General features: G+C 68.6%; 15 protein-coding genes. 7 read left to right on the top strand and 8 right to left on the bottom strand.

All coding sequences use genetic code 11. The features are described 5' to 3' along the window. Position 1 precedes the first annotated feature (1 nt). Positions 2 to 2164 (top strand): 3-hydroxyacyl-CoA dehydrogenase NAD-binding domain-containing protein, encoded by a 2163-nt coding sequence (locus BC102111_RS08240; protein ID WP_101624022.1) that lies wholly within the window; start codon positions 2 to 4, stop codon positions 2162 to 2164. A 108-nt stretch (positions 2165 to 2272) separates the two neighbouring features. On the opposite strand, the gene BC102111_RS08235 is transcribed toward BC102111_RS08240, so the two are convergent. Then, positions 2273 to 3418 (bottom strand): putative glycolipid-binding domain-containing protein, encoded by a 1146-nt coding sequence (locus BC102111_RS08235; RefSeq protein WP_101624021.1) that lies wholly within the window; start codon positions 3416 to 3418, stop codon positions 2273 to 2275. Between the two features lie 201 nt (positions 3419 to 3619). Between BC102111_RS08235 and BC102111_RS08230 the strand changes: the two genes are divergently transcribed. Continuing rightward, complete coding sequence (locus tag BC102111_RS08230) at positions 3620 to 4540, top strand: NADP-dependent oxidoreductase (protein ID WP_101624020.1); 921 nt, start codon at positions 3620 to 3622, stop codon at positions 4538 to 4540. On the opposite strand, the gene BC102111_RS08225 is transcribed toward BC102111_RS08230, so the two are convergent. After that, the gene (locus tag BC102111_RS08225; RefSeq protein ID WP_101624019.1) at positions 4527 to 5183 is read right to left on the bottom strand and encodes a TetR/AcrR family transcriptional regulator; all 657 of its coding nucleotides are present in this window, start codon (positions 5181 to 5183) and stop codon (positions 4527 to 4529) included. The two genes, BC102111_RS08230 and BC102111_RS08225, sit on opposite strands and share 14 nt — an antisense overlap. Positions 5184 to 5289: 106 nt before the next feature. On the opposite strand from BC102111_RS08225, the gene BC102111_RS08220 reads away from it, so the two are divergent. From BC102111_RS08220 to cls, 4 genes are all read left to right on the top strand, one after another. Further along, complete coding sequence (locus BC102111_RS08220; protein WP_101624018.1) at positions 5290 to 6903, top strand: carboxyl transferase domain-containing protein; 1614 nt, start codon at positions 5290 to 5292, stop codon at positions 6901 to 6903. A gap of 7 nt (positions 6904 to 6910) precedes the next feature. Next, the gene (locus BC102111_RS08215; protein ID WP_095376651.1) at positions 6911 to 8944 is read left to right on the top strand and encodes an acetyl-CoA carboxylase biotin carboxylase subunit; all 2034 of its coding nucleotides are present in this window, start codon (positions 6911 to 6913) and stop codon (positions 8942 to 8944) included. A 26-nt stretch (positions 8945 to 8970) separates the two neighbouring features. Further along, positions 8971 to 10146, top strand: coding sequence for an acyl-CoA dehydrogenase family protein (locus BC102111_RS08210; protein WP_095376652.1), 1176 nt, complete (start codon positions 8971 to 8973; stop codon positions 10144 to 10146). A gap of 160 nt (positions 10147 to 10306) precedes the next feature. Next, positions 10307 to 11794: a cardiolipin synthase gene (gene cls / locus BC102111_RS08205; protein WP_095376653.1), complete on the top strand. Its 1488-nt coding sequence runs from the start codon at positions 10307 to 10309 to the stop codon at positions 11792 to 11794. 56 nt (positions 11795 to 11850) lie between these two features. Here cls and BC102111_RS08200 read toward each other — a convergent pair whose 3' ends face one another. Next, positions 11851 to 13233 carry a DUF2254 domain-containing protein gene (locus BC102111_RS08200; RefSeq protein ID WP_095376654.1) on the bottom strand — a complete coding sequence of 461 codons (1383 nt, stop codon included), beginning with the start codon at positions 13231 to 13233 and terminating at the stop codon, positions 11851 to 11853. A gap of 105 nt (positions 13234 to 13338) precedes the next feature. Continuing rightward, positions 13339 to 14100: a DUF899 domain-containing protein gene (locus tag BC102111_RS08195; RefSeq protein WP_101624017.1), complete on the bottom strand. Its 762-nt coding sequence runs from the start codon at positions 14098 to 14100 to the stop codon at positions 13339 to 13341. 90 nt (positions 14101 to 14190) lie between these two features. On the opposite strand from BC102111_RS08195, the gene BC102111_RS08190 reads away from it, so the two are divergent. Further along, positions 14191 to 14679, top strand: coding sequence for a winged helix-turn-helix transcriptional regulator (locus tag BC102111_RS08190; protein WP_063249287.1), 489 nt, complete (start codon positions 14191 to 14193; stop codon positions 14677 to 14679). Between the two features lie 115 nt (positions 14680 to 14794). On the opposite strand, the gene BC102111_RS08185 is transcribed toward BC102111_RS08190, so the two are convergent. The 4 genes from BC102111_RS08185 to BC102111_RS08170 all read right to left on the bottom strand — a co-directional run bounded on the left by BC102111_RS08185 (position 14795) and on the right by BC102111_RS08170 (position 17999). After that, positions 14795 to 15616 (bottom strand): HAD-IIA family hydrolase, encoded by an 822-nt coding sequence (locus tag BC102111_RS08185; protein ID WP_101624016.1) that lies wholly within the window; start codon positions 15614 to 15616, stop codon positions 14795 to 14797. A gap of 65 nt (positions 15617 to 15681) precedes the next feature. Further along, a complete protein-coding gene (locus BC102111_RS08180; RefSeq protein WP_101624015.1) occupies positions 15682 to 17124 on the bottom strand; it encodes a purine-cytosine permease family protein in 1443 nt (480 codons plus the stop codon). Next, complete coding sequence (locus BC102111_RS17730) at positions 17121 to 17288, bottom strand: hypothetical protein (RefSeq protein ID WP_180960595.1); 168 nt, start codon at positions 17286 to 17288, stop codon at positions 17121 to 17123. The genes BC102111_RS08180 and BC102111_RS17730 overlap by 4 nt, the downstream gene beginning before the upstream one ends. Before the next feature lie 126 nt (positions 17289 to 17414). Continuing rightward, positions 17415 to 17999: a TetR/AcrR family transcriptional regulator gene (locus BC102111_RS08170; RefSeq protein ID WP_101624014.1), complete on the bottom strand. Its 585-nt coding sequence runs from the start codon at positions 17997 to 17999 to the stop codon at positions 17415 to 17417. Positions 18000 to 18111 lie beyond the last annotated feature (112 nt).

Below are 18111 nucleotides of genomic sequence, written 5' to 3'. Positions count from 1 at the left end.
CATGACGAACGCTGAATACTCCCGCACCACCGACGCCGACGGCATCGTCACCATCGTCCTCGACGACCCCGATTCCTCGGTCAACACGATGAACGACCACTTCGGCGCGGCCCTCGAAGAGACCGTCGACTGGCTCGAGGCCAACGTCGACGACATCGCAGGGGTCGTCCTCACCTCGGCGAAGAAGTCGTTCTTCGCCGGGGGCGACCTCGAGAGGCTGCGCCGCGCGGACCCGGACAACTCCGCCGCCGAGACCGCCCAGGTCGAGCACATCAAGGCCCTCCTGCGCCGCCTCGAGAAACTCGGCAAGCCCGTCGTCGCCGCGCTCAACGGAGCGGCCCTCGGCGGCGGCCTCGAGATCGCGCTCGCCACCCACCACCGGATCGCCGCCGACGACGTCAAGTCCGCCCGCTTCGGTCTGCCCGAGGTCACGCTCGGACTCCTGCCCGGAGGCGGCGGCGTCTCCCGCGTCGTGCGGATGCTTGGTCTCCAGGACGCCCTGCAGAAGGTCATCCTTCCGGGTACGAAGTTCACGGCAGCCGACGCTCAGGCGCTCGGTCTCGTCGACGACCTCGCTCCCGCGGCCGAGCTCGAAGACCGGGCGAAGGCGTGGATCAAGGCCAACCCCGAGGCGGTCCAGCCTTGGGACGTCAAGGGCTTCACAATCCCCGGCGGGGCGCCGAGCTCGCCGAAGATCGCGATGCTGCTGCCCGCGCTGCCGGCGACTCTGCGCCGGCAGACGAAGGGCGCGCCGATGCCGGCCCCGCGCGCGGCCATGGCCGCCGCCGTCGAGGGTGCGCTCGTCGACATCGACACCGCGCTCACCGTCGAGACCCGCTACTTCGTCAGCCTCACCCACACGCAGGTGGCGAAGAACATGATCAAGGCGTTCTTCTTCGACCTCGGCCACATCAACGCCGGGGGCTCGCGTCCCGATGGCTTCGAGCCGCGGCCCGTGACGAAGCTCGGCGTCCTCGGTGCCGGCATGATGGGGGCCGCGATCGCCTACACGGCGGCCCGCGCCGGGATCGACGTCGTCCTCAAGGACGTCGAACTCGCCAACGCTGAGAAGGGCAAGGACTACGCCCGCAAGCGCGAGGAGTCCGCCCTGGCCAAGGGCAAGACCACCCCGGAGAAGTCCGAGGCGGTGCTCGACCGGATCCACCCGAGTGCGTCCGTCGACGACTTCGCCGGCGTCGACTTCGTCATCGAGGCCGTCTTCGAATCGGTACCCGTCAAACAGCAGGTCTTCGGTGAGATCGAGGACGTCGTCGCCCCCGACGCCGTGCTCGGATCGAACACCTCGACCCTGCCGATCACGGAACTCGCGACCGGAGTCGAGCGGGAGAAGGACTTCATCGGCGTCCACTTCTTCTCCCCGGCGGACAAGATGCCCCTCGTCGAGATCATCACGGGAGAGAAGACCTCCGATGAGACGCTGGCGCGGACCTTCGACTTCGTCCAGCAGATCAGGAAGACCCCGATCGTCGTCACCGACTCCCGCGGGTTCTTCACCTCCCGTGTCATCGGGACCTTCATCGCCGAGGCGGTCGCCGCCGTCGGTGAGGGAGTCGAACCCTCCAGCGTCGAGCAGGCGGCCCTCCAGGCCGGGTATCCGACCGGGGCGCTCCAGCTCCTCGACGAACTCACGCTCACCCTGTCCCAGAAGATCCGCCAGGAGACCCGGGCCGCCGTCGAGGCGGCCGGGGGCACGTGGGATGAGCATCCCTCGGAGGCCGTCATCGACTGGATGGTCGAGCAGGGGCGGACCGGACGCAAGGACGGCGCCGGGTTCTACGAGTACGACGAGACCGGCAAGCGTACCCACCTGTGGCCGGGCCTGCGCGAGCACTTCGAGTCCGGGTCGACGACCGAGCCGTTCACCGACCTCCAGGAGCGGATGCTCTTCGCCGAGGCGATCGAGACGATCAAATGCCTCGACGAGGGCGTGCTCACCTCAGTGCCCGACGCCAACATCGGTTCGATCTACGGCATCGGATTCCCCGCGTGGACCGGCGGCGTCCTCCAGTACGTCAACCAGTACGAGGGCGGTCTGGCAGGGTTCGTCGAACGGGCGAACGAGCTCTCCGCCACCTACGGTGAGCGCTTCACCCCGCCCGCCTCACTCATCGAGCGCGCGAAGACCGGCGAGACGTACGAGTGAGATGACCTCGGCGGCCTGTTGAGCTCACGGGCGTGCCGATCCACCGGAGGCCCGGACGACACGATGCGTCCGGGCCTTCGCCGTGTTCGACGCAGGATCGGCGTCTGATCAGCTCGAACGATCGGCCGCTGTGCGCTCGGCCAGCTGCGGGTAGTCGATGACAACACCGTCTTCGTCGAGCGTGAGCTCGGCGGTGAAATCCCTCGTCCCGCTCGTGTATCGGACGTGCTCGGCGTCGATGCCCGCGTAGATCTGTGGGCCGGCGATGACCTTGAGGGAGGGCATGTCGATCCACGCCATCGTCAGCGGGTGCTCGTCGGCGGTGTCCGTCTGGACGTCCAGGCGCCGGATCGGCATCGTGTTCGTCAGCGGGCACAGACCGAGGTCGCAGTCGAGGGCCCCGGAGAGCGCTTCGGCATCGACGATACCCGGCTCGGCCAACGGGGTCGTCGGCTGTCCGGACGCATGTGTCTCACTGGCCCACCAGCCGGTGTCGGGATCGCGGGACAGGGTGAGCGTTCGCCGCCACCCCGTACCCTGCACGGCGATATCGACGGTGCGGGTGACCCATCCTGCTGAGGCGTCGACCGTCCACGCTGCGGCATAGTCCTCGGTGACCTGTCGGCCGAACGCCCGCAGTCCGTCGTCGAGGAGGATGTCCGCCGAGTCACGGCGGGCCGGGTCGTCGACCCCCACCCAAGACACCTGGCGCGACCGAGCGTTGCCGACACCGGCCTCGAAGACGAGCAGCGACTGATCGTAGTACCTCGTCGTCTCCCCAAGCGCGGTCATGCCGATGCGCCGGCACACCGCGTGCGACGCGAGGTTGTCGGCGTCGACGACGGCGATGACCCGAGCGAGACCGCTCGCCAGACACGCGGACAGGAGGAGCTCTCCCGCCTCGGTGGCGAAGCCCCGGCCCCCGAAGTCCGGATGGAATCGCCAGCCGATCTCGACCTCGTCGCCTGACTCCCCGCTGCTGTAGGGGATCGGCTTGGCGATCACCGCACCCACAGGCGTGCCGTCATGGAGGGCCACGCACCAGCGTCCGCGAGCGTGGCCGCTCATCGTCTCCGCCTCGGCAATCCAGGCCAGGGCGTCATCTGCGCCCGACATCACCGCCGAGGGGATGAAGCGGGCGATGCCGGGATGCGCATGGAGCCCGAGGACGAAGTCGGCATCATCGTCATCGAAGCGACGGAGGATGAGACGGTCGCTGACGTACTCGGGCGGGGGAGAGTCATGGAAGGCCATGGCACGAGGCTACGCCAGCGCACCGACACGACCTTGGCGTGACGGAGTCGACCGGCGGTCAGTCGAGGCCGGCGATCGGGACGTTCGGAATAGTGGGCCGACGATCGGAATAGCGGATGGGCCGGGGATGTTGTGCGTCGCATGGGCGCACAACACGGTGCGGCCAGACATCTCACTCCGCACCCTGCCTGAGGAGACACCATGCGCGCTGCCGTCTACGACCGGTTCACCGACGACTTCGACGACATCGAAGTCCGAGAGATCGACGACCCCAAGGTCCCACCGGCCTCCGTCCTCATCGAGGTCAAGGCCGCCGGAGTCAACCCTGTCGACTGGAAGCTCGTCGGCGGCGGTCTCGACAGATTCCTCCCCACCCAGTTCCCCGTCATCCCCGGCTGGGACGTCGCCGGCACCGTCATCGGCCTCGGCTTCGACACCCCCGAGTTCTCGATCGGCGACGAGGTCGTCGCCTACGCCCGCAAGGACGTCCTCGGCGGCGGCACCTTCGCCGAGAAGGTCGCCGTCCCCGTCCACGCCGTGACGAAGAAACCCGCGGGGCTCACCTGGGAGCAGGCCGGCGGTCTGCCGCTGGCCGGCAACACCGCCCTGCGCACCCTCGACGCCCTCGGCGACCTCGACGGGAAGACCGTCCTCATCCACGGCGCCGCCGGAGGGGTCGGCAGCATGGCCGTGCAGATTGCGAAGGCTGCCGGCGCCCGCGTCATCGGCACCGCCTCCGAACGCAACCACCACTACCTCCGCGAACTCGGCGCCGAACCGATCACCTACGGTGAGGGACTCGCCGACCGCGTCCGCGAGCTCGCGGGCGGTCCGGTCGACGCCGTCGCCGATTTCGTCGGCGGTCAGCTCGAGACCACTCTCGCCGTCCTCGCCGACGACGGTGCGCATGCCTCGATCGCCGACCCCTCGGTGACCGAGCACGGCGGGCGCTACATCTGGGTCCGCCCCGACGGGGCGACGACAGCCCGGCTGACCGAGCTCGTCGACGCGGGAAAGCTCAGCGTCGAGGTCGACCAGATCTTCCCCCTCGCCGAGGTGGCCGACGCGTTCCGTTCGAGCGCTGAGGGGCACACCCGGGGCAAGCTCGTCATCGTTCCGTGACGTCCTCATCGGCTGCCGGGAGCCCGAGCGCCGCGGACACGGCGGACCGCAGCTCTCGGCGGACCACCTCGGCGCCCGAATCCCTGGCCTGATACGGCGTCGAATTCATCATTCCGAACGCCGCGTGGACGCGCACGGTCGCGGCCTCGAGACTCCACTCCGGGTGGACTCGGGTCGCGACCTGCGCCCACTGGCTGACATATCGGCGCTGCAGGCGGCGGACGGTGCGGCGGGAGGACTCGGGCAGGGCCGCGAAGTCGCGGTCCTGGATGCGGATGAGGTCGGGCTCGCTCATCGCGAAGGCGATGTGGAAGTCGACGAGCGTGCGCAGCGTCGAGGCCGCCTCGGCGGGGGAGGCCTGCGCCTCGGCGTCGGAGGCGTCCTCGGCGGAATGCGCGCCGACGATCCCCACACCGCCGTCGTGCAGGTACTCCGAGATCCCGACGAGGAGCTCCTCGAGCACCGCTTCCTTCGACTCGAAGTGCCGGTAGACCGCGGGCGCGGAGATCCCTGCCCCCTTCGCGAGGTCGTCGAGGCGCACACCATGGAAGCCGTGCCGGGCGAAGAGCGTCTTCGCGACCGTGAGCAGCTGTTCGCGCCGGGCGGCCTTCGCCTCCGCCCGCGTCGACGTCGTCGCCGCCATTCCCGCTCCTCCCAGTGGCCTTGTCGTCGTGGGCGTTGTCACACCCGCCCTGTGGGCAGTATCATAGCAGTCAGTTAACAACCATTAACTGAAATGGGGAGTGGGAATGAGAGCAGTGGGAACTGCCGTCAATCCGGCGACAGGGGAGGCGAACGCCGGGGCGCACGCCGAACTCATCGCCGAACTCCGGGACCGCATCAGCGCCACCGCCCTGGGCGGTCCGGAGAAGTCCCGGCAGAAGCACGTCGACCGCGGCAAGCTTCTGCCCCGCGACCGCGTCGAAGCGCTCCTCGACCCGGGCACCCCGTTCCTCGAGCTCTCACCGCTCGCCGCCAACGGCATGTACGACGATGCGAGCCCGGGAGCGGGCATCATCACCGGCATCGGCCGGGTGGCGGGTCGCGAATGCGTCATCGTCGCCAACGACGCCACCGTCAAGGGCGGCACGTACTACCCGGTGACGGTGAAGAAGCACCTGCGCGCGCAGGAGATCGCCAAGGACAACCGGCTGCCGTGCATCTACCTCGTCGACTCCGGCGGGGCGAACCTGCCCAACCAGGACGACGTCTTCCCCGACCGAGAGCACTTCGGGCGGATCTTCTACAACCAGGCCACTCTGTCCGCCGCCGGCATCCCGCAGCTCGCCGCCGTGATGGGGTCCTCGACCGCCGGCGGCGCCTACGTCCCGGCGATGGCCGACGAGACGATCATCGTCTCCGAGCAGGGCACGATCTTCCTCGGCGGACCACCCCTGGTCAAGGCCGCGACCGGTGAGGTCGTCAGCGCCGAGGACCTCGGCGGCGGAGCCCTCCACTCCCGCGTCTCCGGCGTCACCGACCACCTCGCGGCCAACGACTCCCACGCGCTCGAGATCATGCGCGACATCGTCACCACACTCGGGCCGAAGCCGGCACCGAATTGGGAGGTCATCGCCCCCGAGGAGCCGCTGCACTCCCCGGAGGAGCTGACCTCAGTCGTCCCCGTCGACTCGAAGGTCCCCTACGACGTCCACGAAGTCATCGCCCGCCTCGTCGACGGCTCGAAGTTCCACGAGTTCAAAGCCGAGTACGGCACGAGCCTCGTCACCGGCTTCGCCCACATCGACGGCCATCCGGTCGGGATCATCGCGAACAACGGCATCCTCTTCGGCGAATCCGCGGTCAAGGGCGCACACTTCATCGAACTCTGCGACCAGCGCACGATCCCGCTCGTCTTCCTCCAGAACATCTCCGGCTTCATGGTCGGCCGCGACTACGAAGCCGGCGGCATCGCCAAGCACGGCGCGAAGATGGTCAACGCCGTCGCCACCGCCCGCGTCCCGAAGTTCACCGTCGTCATCGGCGGGTCCTTCGGCGCCGGCAACTACTCGATGTGCGGCCGCGCCTACTCGCCGCGGTTCCTCTGGATGTGGCCGAACGCCCGGATCTCCGTGATGGGCGGCGAACAGGCGGCGAGCGTGCTCTCGACCGTCAAGCGCGACCAGATCGAAGCCCGCGGGGAGACCTGGTCGGCGGAGGACGAAGACGCGTTCAAGCAGCCCATCCGCGACCAGTACGAAGCCCAGGGCAACCCGTACTACTCGACCGCGCGACTCTGGGACGACGGGATCATCGAACCTCAAGACACCCGCGGGATCCTCGCGCTCGCCCTCGACCTCGCCCGCTTCTCGCCCCTTGGTCGGCCGCTCGATGCCGACGGCTACGGCGTCTTCAGAATGTGAGCTGACTATGTTCGACACCATCCTCATCGCCAACCGCGGCGAGATCGCCCTGCGCGTCATCCGCACCGCCAAGCGGCTGGGCATCCGCACCGTCGCCGTCTACTCCGACGCCGACGCCCACGCCGCCCACGTGAGAGCCGCCGACACCGCCGTGCGCCTCGGCCCCGCCCAGGCGAGCGAGTCCTACCTCGACATCGACAAGGTCATCGCCGCCGCGAAGGCGACGGGAGCAGAGGCCATCCACCCCGGCTACGGGTTCCTCTCCGAGAACGCCGACTTCTCCGCCGCGTGCGATGCCGCGGGCATCGTCTTCCTCGGCCCCGGCCCCGAGGCGATCCGGACGATGGGCGACAAGATCACCGCGAAGCAGGCGGTCTCCGCTCGCGGCGTCCCCCTCGTGCCGGGCACGAAGGACGCCGGGTCCTCCGACGAGGCGCTCATCTCCGCCGCCAGCGACATCGGCTTCCCCGTCCTCATCAAGCCCTCCGCCGGAGGCGGCGGCAAGGGCATGCACGCCGTCTTCGAGCCCTCCGAACTCCCGGCCGCACTCAAGACCGCCCGCCGTGAGGCCCAGAACTCCTTCGGCGACGACACGCTCTTCCTCGAACGCCTCGTCGCCACCCCGCGCCACATCGAGGTCCAGGTCATGGCCGATGCGCACGGGAACGTCATCCACCTCGGCGAACGCGAATGCTCGCTCCAGCGCCGCCACCAGAAGGTCATCGAGGAAGCGCCGTCGGCGCTCCTCGACGACGAGACGCGGGCCCGGATCGGTGAGGCCGCGATCGAGACGGCCCGCTCGGTCGGCTACCGGGGTGCCGGCACCGTCGAGTTCATCGTCGGCGCCGACCGTCCCGACGAGTTCTTCTTCATGGAGATGAACACCCGCCTCCAGGTCGAGCACCCCGTCACCGAGGAGGTCACCGGGGTCGACCTCGTCGAACTCCAGCTGCGCGTCGGCGCCGGCGAGGAGCTGCCGCTGAGCCAGGACGACATCACGCTCACCGGCCACTCCGTCGAGGCCCGCATCTACGCCGAGGATCCCGCCCGCGGCTTCCTGCCGACCGGCGGCCGCGCGATCGACGTCGTCTTCCCGAACGGCGAGGGCATCCGCGTCGACAACGGCCTCGAAGCCGGCCAGGCAGTCGCCTCCGACTACGACCCGATGATCGCCAAGCTCATCGCCACCGGACCCGACCGGGCGACCGCTCTCGACCGACTCGAGTCGGCACTGGCCGCCTCGGCTGTGCCGGGTGTCGTGACGAACATCGACTTCCTCCGCACCCTCATCACCCTGCCCGAGGTCGCCGCCGGTGACCTCGACACCTCGCTCATCGACCGCCTCGGCGAGGAGCAGCTCGCCCACACGGCCACGGACATCGACCGGCAGTTCGCCGTCGCCGCCGTGCTCGCGACCCAGGGTCGGGCGGGCGCGGAGATCACCGGGGAGTTGACCGCGGACACGCTCGCGATGGCGGGCGCCGCCTCGGCGTGGGCAGGGCCGCGGACCTTCCGCACCTCCCGTCCGGACTTCCGGCCCACGGTCGACCTCACCGTCGACGGGGAGTCCGTGCACGTGGAGAGCCGCGTCGACGACGTCGTCGTCGATGACGACGGGATCTGGCACGTCCTCGTCGACGGCGTCCAGCACACCGGGAGGGTCTTCTCCGACGCCCGCGACCGGACGATCTGGGTGGCGGGGGACCGGGGCATCCACGTCTTCACCCGCACCCAGGCCGACACCTCGCTCACCCCGGGCGAGGGCGGCGCCGAGGTGCTCGCCCCCATGCCCGGATCCGTCGTCGAGGTCCGCGTCGACTCCGGCGACCACGTCGAGGCGGGCGATGCGATCGTCGTCGTCGAGGCGATGAAGATGGAGCACGTGCTCACCGCCCCCGCGGCCGGCACCGTCACCGTCACCGCAGTGCCGGGAGCCCAGGTCGCCCTCGACGAGGTGCTCGCCACCGTCGTCGACGACACCGCAGACTCAGCCGTCGTCGACGACACCGCCGACACCGCCCCCGCGAACACCGACCGATGACCACCGCACCCACCAAGGAGACCACCATGACCACCGCATTCGCACCGGGCATGCTGCCCGAGGAGTACGAAGACCTGCGCCAGGGCGTGGCGAAGTTCGCCGACGAGGAGGTCGCCCCCGTCAGCGCCGAACTCGACGCCAAGCACGAGTTCCCCTACGCCCTCGTTGCCAAGATGGGGCAGATGGGCCTCTTCGGCCTGCCCTTCGACGAGGAGTACGGCGGCATGGGCGGGGACTACTTCGCCCTGTGCCTGGCGATCGAGGAGATCGCCCGTGTCAACCAGTCACTCGCGATCACCCTCGAGGCCGGGGTCTCCCTCGGCGCGATGCCGATCTACCGGTTCGGCACCGAGGAGCAGAAGCAGGAGTGGCTGCCGAAGCTCACCGACGGCTCGGGGCTGGCCGCCTTCGGTCTCACCGAACCCGAGGCCGGCTCCGATGCCGGCGGCACCCGGACGAAGGCGACGCTGGAGAACGGCACGTGGACGATCAACGGCTCGAAGTCCTTCATCACGAACTCGGGCACCGACATCACCCGCCTCGTCACCGCCACCGCCGTGACCGGGACGAAGACCTCGAAGTCGGGTCGTGAGGTCCCGGAGATCTCGACGATCATGATCCCCGCCGGCACCCCCGGCTTCACCGCCGAACCCGCGTATGACAAGGTCGGCTGGAACTCCTCGGACACCCACCCGCTCACCTTCGACAACGTCGAGGTCCCCGAGGCGAACCTGCTCGGCGAACGCGGCCGCGGCTACGCGAACTTCCTCCGCATCCTCGACGAGGGCCGCATCGCCGTCGCCGCGCTCTCCGTCGGCGCCGCCCAGGGCTGCGTCGACGAATCTGTGAAGTACGCGAAGGACCGGCAGGCGTTCGGGCATGCGATCGCCGACTTCCAGGGCATCCAGTTCAAGATCGCCCGCATGGAGGCCCGCGTCGTCGCAGCCCGCACCGCCTACTACCTCGCGGCCTCCCGGATGCTCGCAGGCCTGCCGTTCAAGAAGGAGGCGGCGATCGCGAAGATGATCGCCGGCGACGCGGCGATGGACAACGCCCGCGACGCCACGCAGATCCACGGCGGCTACGGCTTCATGAACGAATACCTCGTCGCCCGCCACTACCGCGACTCGAAGATCCTCGAGGTCGGCGAGGGCACGACCGAGGTCCAGCTCATGCTCATCGCCCGCGAACTCGGACTCTGAGATCTCGTGACCTTGAGGTGACCCTCCCGGTCTCTGCGCCGGAGTCGCACCACCCACCCCTCGCCGAGGCGGTCCCGTCGTTCCGTACGGAGCGGCGGACCGCCTCGGCGAGGGGTTCGTCCGGTTAGGGTGGACCTCAACCGAGGAACGGAGGTCGCGGATGGAGCCCATCGACTGGTCGTCGATCAACTGGACGACGGTGCTGTCGGTGACCTGGATCGTCATCGAGTACATCGTCAAGATCATCGCCATCGGCGTCGTCCCGGAGAACCGGCGGCCGTCGTCGTCATCGGCGTGGCTGCTCCTCATCCTCTTCCTGCCCATCGTCGGCATCCCCCTCTTCCTCCTCATCGGCAGCCCCTACATCAACCGCAGGCGGGCGCGCATCCAGGCGATGGCGAACGAACTCATGCACAAGGGCGCCGACGACCTGCCCGATGTCCCGCCGTCGCTCAAGGCGCCGCGCGACTTCGACCTCATCGCCGAACTCGCCCGCAACCTCACCGAACTGCCCATGGTCACCGGGACCAACCACGGCATCAGCATGGACTACGACCGGACGATCGAGCGGATGGCCGAACTCGTCGACGGAGCCGAGAACTACGTCCACGTCGAGATCTACATCATGGCCTGGGATAGGACGACAGACGTCTTCTTCGAAGCGCTCAAGCGGGCAGCCGCCCGCGGAGTGCACGTGCGCGTCCTCTACGACCACATCGGATCGCGGAAGTACCCGGGATTCCATTCGCTCGGCAAGCGTCTGACCGCGGCCGGGATCGAATGGCACCTCATGCTCCCGTTCATCCCGTGGCAGGGCAAGGCGCGGCGCATCGACCTGCGCAACCACCGCAAACTCCTCGTCGTCGACGGCAAGCGGGCGATGATGGGCTCGCAGAACATGATCGACTCGAGCTACGACATGAAGGCGAACATCAAGGTCGGGCGGCACTGGCACGACATCATGGTCGAGGTCAGCGGGGAGATCGTCGCGACGATCGAAGCCGTCTTCGCCACGGACTGGTACACCGAGAGCGGGGAGGAGCTCGGCATCCGCGACTACGTGTGGGGCGTCGAGGTCCCCGACGTCGGGGGAGACGTCTGCGGGATGCAGCTCGTGCCCTCGGGGCCGGGGTTCACCACCGAGCCCAACCTCAAGGTCTTCAACTCCCTCTTCTACCTCGCGCAGGAGAAGCTCTCGATCGTCAGTCCCTACTTCATCCCCGACGAGTCGCTGCTCGCGGCCATCAACACCGCCTCCTACCGGGGCGTCGACGTCGAGCTCTACGTCAGCGAGGAGGCCGACCAGTACGTCGTCGGCCGCGCCCAGGCCTCGTACTATCAGGCGCTGCTCGAGGCGGGTGTGCGCATCTTCCTCTACCCCAAGCCCGCGGTCCTCCACACGAAGTGCTTCGTCGTCGACGGGAAGTACGGGGTCATGGGCTCATCGAACATGGACATGCGCTCCTTCGGGCTCAACTACGAGATCAGCCTGCTCACCACCGGCGGCAACCTGGTGGGCGACATCTCCGCGGTCATCGACGACTACCGGGAGAAGAGCCACGAGCTCACCCTCGAGGAGTGGATGCAGCGGCCGTGGACGCGGAAGTACATGGAGTCGGCGATGCGGCTGATGTCGGCGCTCGCGTGAGGCGCGGATGACCGCGGTCCCAACAGGATCGGTACCCCTCTCGCCGAGGCGGCGGCTCAGTTCCGTTCGGCCCCGCCGATGCCCTCGGGGTCGGCGACGGTTGAGAGCCGGCGATCGAGCGGGTCGTCCCACCACCGGTCGGTGCCCCGGTCGAGGACGGCCACACGTTCGCTGAGCGCCTGATGTTGGGATGCCGGACAGATCGAGGCGAGATCGGCGAAGAGCGCGCGCAGGCGGCGCTGGATCTGGATCGAGGTCGTTCCGAACTGGCGGATCTCGTCGGTGGCGGCGGCGACGTACTCCGCCCAGCTGCGCATCCAGTCGCGCAGCACCGACGCGTCGGGACGGGAGGCGAGCTCCTTCTCCTGAGCGTCGATCATCGGTGAGAGCCGGATGAGGATCGCCTCGATCTGGTCGAGCGCCTGGACTGCTCGGGACGGGTCGTTGACCGCCGGCGAGAGCGCCTTGAGCGCGATGTCGGAGATCGTGCGGATCGCCCCGAAGGGACCGTTCTCCGGGGATTCGATGTCGCCGAAGGCCACCGCTTTCTCGAGTTCGGCCTCCTGTCTGCTCGTCAGCGCCTCACTCGTCCGGAAGAGCAGGGTGTGGACGGGCACCGGGGTTCCCACCGTGGGCACGAGTTCGATCGTGCATCCCCACGCGTCCTCGAAGTCGAGCAGACGAGGAGTGTTGACGGCGAGCAGAGCGTCGCCGCCGGAGCCGTAGTGTCGACGTCGGACGAGGTGGCCGTCGGGCACCGAGCGTTCGGAGACGGCGACGGCGTGGGTGTGGAATCGGTCCGGGGAGAAGCGCAGGGCCTTCCACCCGTCACGGGCGAGTCGGCGCAGCAGCGCCCCGGAGTTGAGCAGTGTGCACACGCGCACGACGAAGGCGAGGAACATCACCGCGCAGGCGAGGGTGACGAGGACGGCTCCGACGGTGCCCGTCCACGGTTTGTAGCTGTCCTCGCCGAGGGCGATGCTCAGGGCGATGAGCAGCGAATAGACGAAGGTGGCGACGAAGGAACCCAGGGCCCATTGAACGACGCGGTCGCTCTGGAGGAGGGGCGCCAGGCGCACGGACATCGTCGTGATCCCCAGGCTCATCGCCGTCGTCAGGGCGGCGAATGCAAGACCGGCCAGCGTGACCATGGCACCGGAGATGATCCCGAGCAGCGAGGCGACGCTGCCGGAGTCGAGATCCGGATACGGGGAGAAGACCTGGGCGAGTCCGCGGTCGACGAGCGGGGTGAGCAGACCGAGGACCACCGAGGCGATGAGAAGGCGCAGCGGGACGTCCCACATCGTCGTCGGCCGGATGTGCCGGCGCATCTTCCGCCATTCCCGGCGGTCGGCAGCGCTCTCCCGGGGCGGACCGGTCTTCTCTGACGGGGAGCTCGACTCGCCGGTCGCGGAAGGATGGGGGTGGGCCTGCGCCATCGGCTGCCTCCTTGGAAATCCGGTGTCGGTCGCCGTCGACGCGGTGCTGCGGCCTCCGGCGGAGCAGGGGCAGTTGCGAGTCTAGCGCGGGCTGGCACGGTGCGCTCAGGCGTCGACGACCTCCGGGTTGAGGACTCCGGCATCGTGGCGGTAGAAGGCGGGTGCCCGACCGGCGGGTTCCTCCCAGCTCTCCTGCCGGCCGAGCGCGGTGAGATCGAGCATGCGGTATGCGGGCATCATCACCTCGAGGCCCCGGGCGTAGACGGAGTAGGTGTGGAAGACGTCGTCGCCGTCCCTGAGGAAGGTGCTGATCCCCGGCTGCTCGCCCCGATACGTCGTCAGCCACCCCTGGTCAGCGGCGATGAGCTCGTCCCCGTCCCGGAAGTTGTATGAGTTCGGGGCGAGGTCGGGATCGAGGGTGACGTGGAAGTCGAGGTTGAAGTCGCTGCCCGCCGAGGAGACCCAGGGGAACGACCAGCCCTTTGCTTCCCGGTAGGCGATGAGCTTGGACAGCGGTGCGCGGGAGACCGCGGCGAACGCGGTGCCGCGGCCGGCGAGCTGGTCGAGCAGCGCCGGATGTGCGGCGGAGCTCGCCATCGCGGTGCAGCTCGAACAGCCCGCGTCCCAGGCGGGATCGAACATGAAGTGCTGGACGATGAGCTGTCGGTGGTCGCCGAAGAGGTCGCGGAGCCCGACATCGCCGTCGGGGCTCTCGAACCGGTAGTCCTTCGTCACCGGCACCATCGGCAGGCGTCGGCGTTCGGCGTTGAGGCGATCGATCTGCGCGGTGAGGTCCTTCTCCTTCTCAAGCAGGCGCCTGCGCGCTTCGTACCATGTGGCTTCGTCGACGATCTCTGGAATGGACATGTGACTCCGATCACAGCGTGAGCATGGTGGGAATGAGTCTACGGCGTGTGACTTTCATCATGCAAGTGGATAACGGTAGGATTTCTGAACATGTTGGGAAGCAAGTACGCACGTGAGAACTGCTCGGCGGCCCGAGCGCTCGACGTCGTCGGAGAGAGGTGGAGTCTGCTCATCATCCGCAATGCGGCGTTCGCCGGGATGACGCGCTTCTCCGAGTTCGAACGCAGCCTCGGTATCGCGCCGAACATCCTCACCAAGCGCCTCGCCGACTTCGTCGCCAACGGCCTCATGGCCATCGACGAGTCGGCCACTGGAGGCGGGAGGGAGTACCGGCTGACAGAGAAGGGCGCCGAACTCGGGCAGGTCGTCATCGCGCTCACCGCGTGGGGCGACCGCTGGGCTGCACCCGACGGCCCTCCCGTCGTCTACCGGCACTCCGGCTGCGGGGGAGAGTGCGGGGCGCGGACCGCATGCGATCGCTGCGGTGCCGAGGTCGCCGTCCCCGGCATCGAGGCCCACCCCGGCCCCGGTGCCACCGAGGCGCAGAGACAGCGTCTCGAGTCCCGCCTCGGCGGGTGACCGGGGAGAGCGGGGTGCGCTGAGACCGAGACGCCTCCCCGAGGAGGATCCGATGCGAAATCGGGCCGGATATCGGACCGGATCCGCCTCGGGGGCGCCGCGATACGACCGGCGCCTACGCGGAACCGGTGACGTCGGCGCCGAGGCTGCCCTGCTCCTCGAGCGGGACGTCAAGGAGGTCGAAGACGCCGTCGAGGATCTCGTCGGGGCGGAACGGATACTTCCGGACATCCTCGGCGGTGGAGATCCCCGAGAGGACGAGGACGGTGTGCATGCCGGCCTCCATGCCCGCGATGATGTCGGTGTCCATGCGGTCGCCGATCATCGCCGTGCTGATCGAGTGCGCTCCGATCTTGTTGAGCGCCGAGCGGAACATCATCGGATTGGGCTTGCCGACGACGTAGGGCACCCGGTTCGTCGCCTTCGTGATGAGGGCCGCGATCGCGCCGGTCGCCGGGAGCACGCCCTCGGGGCTCGGGCCGGTCGCGTCGGGGTTGGTGACGATGAAGCGCGAGCCCGCATCGATGAGCCGGATCGCCTTCGTGATCGCCTCGAAGGAGTAGTTGTGGGTCTCGCCGACGACGACGAAGTCGGGGTCGTGCTCGGTCATGATGAACCCGGCTTCGTGGATGGCCGTCGTCAGTCCCGCCTCGCCGACGACGTAGGCCGTGCCGTGCTCGACCTGATGGGAGAGGAAATCGGCCGTGGCCATCGCCGAGGTCCAGATGTTCGCCTCGGGGACCTCGAGCCCGTTCGAGCGCAGGCGCGCAGAGAGGTCCCGGGCCGTGTAGATCGAATTGTTCGTGAGCACGAGGAACGGGATGTCGGCCCGCCGCCATTGGGCGAGCAGCTCGGCGGCACCGGGCAGGGCGCTGTTCTCCCTGACCAGGACGCCGTCCATGTCGGTCAGCCAGCATTCGATCGATTCGCGATCCATGACTCTCCTCGTGCTAGTCCGGGGGCCGAAGCGCCTGCCTCCTAGCCTAGTCGGCTTTCGACGCTTCAGTCGGATGACGAGGTGAATCCTCCCTGTCCGAGGCGCATCGAGACGGTTCTCGACAGCACCCAGTAGAGGCCGCCGGCGACCGCCATCGACGGCAGGGATGCCGTGAGCCAGCGGAACGGCTCGGACGGGACGTAGTCGACCGGGTTGAGGAGGAGCGCGTAGACGAGCGGACCGGCGGCCATCGAGGCGAAGGCGACGAGGTTGAACCCGCCGGTGTAGTGGTACGGAGAGCCGGATCGGTTGTCGTACATCGAGCGGATGTCGAGGCGCTGCCTGCGCAGGACGAAGAAGTCGACGAGCTGGATTGCGCACAGCGGTCCGAGCACGATCGCACCCCACGAGACGAACCGACCGTAGTTGTTGTAGGTGGCGTCGGGGAAGAAGACGAGGACGACGGCGGGGATGAGGATGACCGCGCCGAGTACCGGCCAGGGCATCCTCCGGCCGATGTTGCCGGTGCCTCCGCGCACGGCGACGAGTGCGGCATACCCCTGGGCGACGATCGAGGTGATGTTCGCGAAGCCGACGAAGACGAGCGCCAGTCCGCCGAGGACGAAGCCGCCGAGCGGGATCATCCACTGCGTCGGGTCGTCCGAGCCGAGGGCAAGCGCAGAGAACGCCCCGACGACGGCGGCGATGACCGAGGCGAGGAAGAGGCCGATCATGTTCGGCCAGTACGCCGCCCGCGCACTCCGCGTCAGCCGGGCGAGGTTGCCGACGTTCGGCCACCATGCGAGGCCCCCGGCGATGTTGAGCTCGATCGCGAGCATGAACGCCATGTGCTTGTCGGTGTCAGAGGCCAGCGGCGGCAGGTCGACGAGCTCGGACCATCCGACCTGGGTGAAGATGAGGGCGAGCATGACGAGGGTGACGACGACGAGGCCCGGCGCGACGATCTTGTTGACCGTCTCGATCGAGGTGGGACCGCGCATGAGGATGATCCATGAGACGACGACCGCGGTGAGGCCCATGAGCTTGACGGTGAGGCTGTCGGTGGCGAAGTCGGTGCCGAAGAGCGCATTCCGCACGTTCGCGAACGCGTGACCGCACATGATCGCGAGCACCGCGGCCCACGCGGCGGCGAGCAGGGCGGAGAGGGCGAGCATGATCGCCCGGGCACCGCCGGTGCCGAAGGCCGAGCGCAGGGAGACGAACTGCTCGATCCCGTAGCGGACGGCGGGGATGCACGGGGCGAGGGCGACGAGGACGATCGAGATCCCGTAGCCGATGACGATACTCGCCACGGCCTCCTTCGCTCCGACGTAGTAGGCGACGGCCCCGCCCTGGAGGAAGGCCCAGGTCGCGATCGCCAGACCGATGTTCGCCGCCGAGAAGTCCCAGAAGCTCCAGATCCGGTCCCTGCGCAGCAGCGGCAGGTCGCTCGTCGATCCGGCATCGGCGAGGTCGGTGCGCTGGAAGCGGCGCTGCGCCCGGCTCACAGCAGGCACCACGCGAGGAGGGCTGCGGAGAGGACGGCGAGGACGGCGACGGAGACGCCGAGGTCGCGCCACGGCAGGGGATCGAGGATGCCCTCGTCGCTCTCGGGGTCCTCGTAGAGGTCGAAGCGGCGGTCGAGTTCTGTGCGGAAGTCCCTGTCCATCATCGGCTGTGGTCTCCTTTGACCGTTCGTCCTGCATTGCGCGGCGTCTGAGAGCCATGCGCAGGTGCGACTCTATACCGTCCGGACGGTTCTGTCGTGGAGATCGTCACAGAGCGGACAGGGCGCCGACTACGCCGCGACGAGGTCCTCGACGATCCGCCGGGCATGGGTGAGACGATGATCGTCGCCGTCGATGCCGCGGTGGACGATGCCGCCTTCGAGGAGGAGGAAGATGTGCTCGGCGAGCGACCGCGGATCGGGGCTGTCGCCGAGGATGTCCGCGAGCAGTCCTTCGACCGCACGCTTGTGGGCGCGGATGACGCCGCGCGCAGGATGATCGGACGGAAGCTCGGCGGCGGCGTTGACGAAGGCGCAGCCGCGCGCGGTCGTCTCGGAGTCGAGGGTGTAGGAGTCGAACACCGCGAGCGCGCGGCTGCCCGGTGTCGACTCCGCCGAGAGCGCGGCCAGGCGTTTCTCCAGGCGAGCCCACCAGGCCTCATGTCTGACCTGGAGGTAGGCGGCGATGAGGGCGTCCTTCGACCCGAAGCGGTCGTAGAGGGTCCGCTTGGTCAGCCCCGACTCCTCGGCGATGGTGTCGACGCCGACGGCGTGGATGCCGCGGGAGTAGAAGAGCGCGGCGGCGGTGTCGAGGATCCGTCGCGCGCCAGGCGTCAGTTGCGGGGGAGTGAGGTCGTCGTGCGGGTCTGGCCTCATCGCTGCTCCCTCCCTCGGGTTCCGTGTCGACCGCCGTTCGGCGTCCGGTCTTCACCGGCGTCGATGTCGATTCGGACTTTACAGATCAGTGTACCTGCCTGCAGGATGGTTC

The sequence above is a fragment of the Brevibacterium casei CIP 102111 genome, assembly GCF_900169275.1.
Lineage (GTDB): Bacteria > Actinomycetota > Actinomycetes > Actinomycetales > Brevibacteriaceae > Brevibacterium > Brevibacterium casei.
The sequence above is the reverse complement of the archived record's forward strand: the minus strand, read 5'-3'. Positions and strand labels throughout refer to the sequence as shown.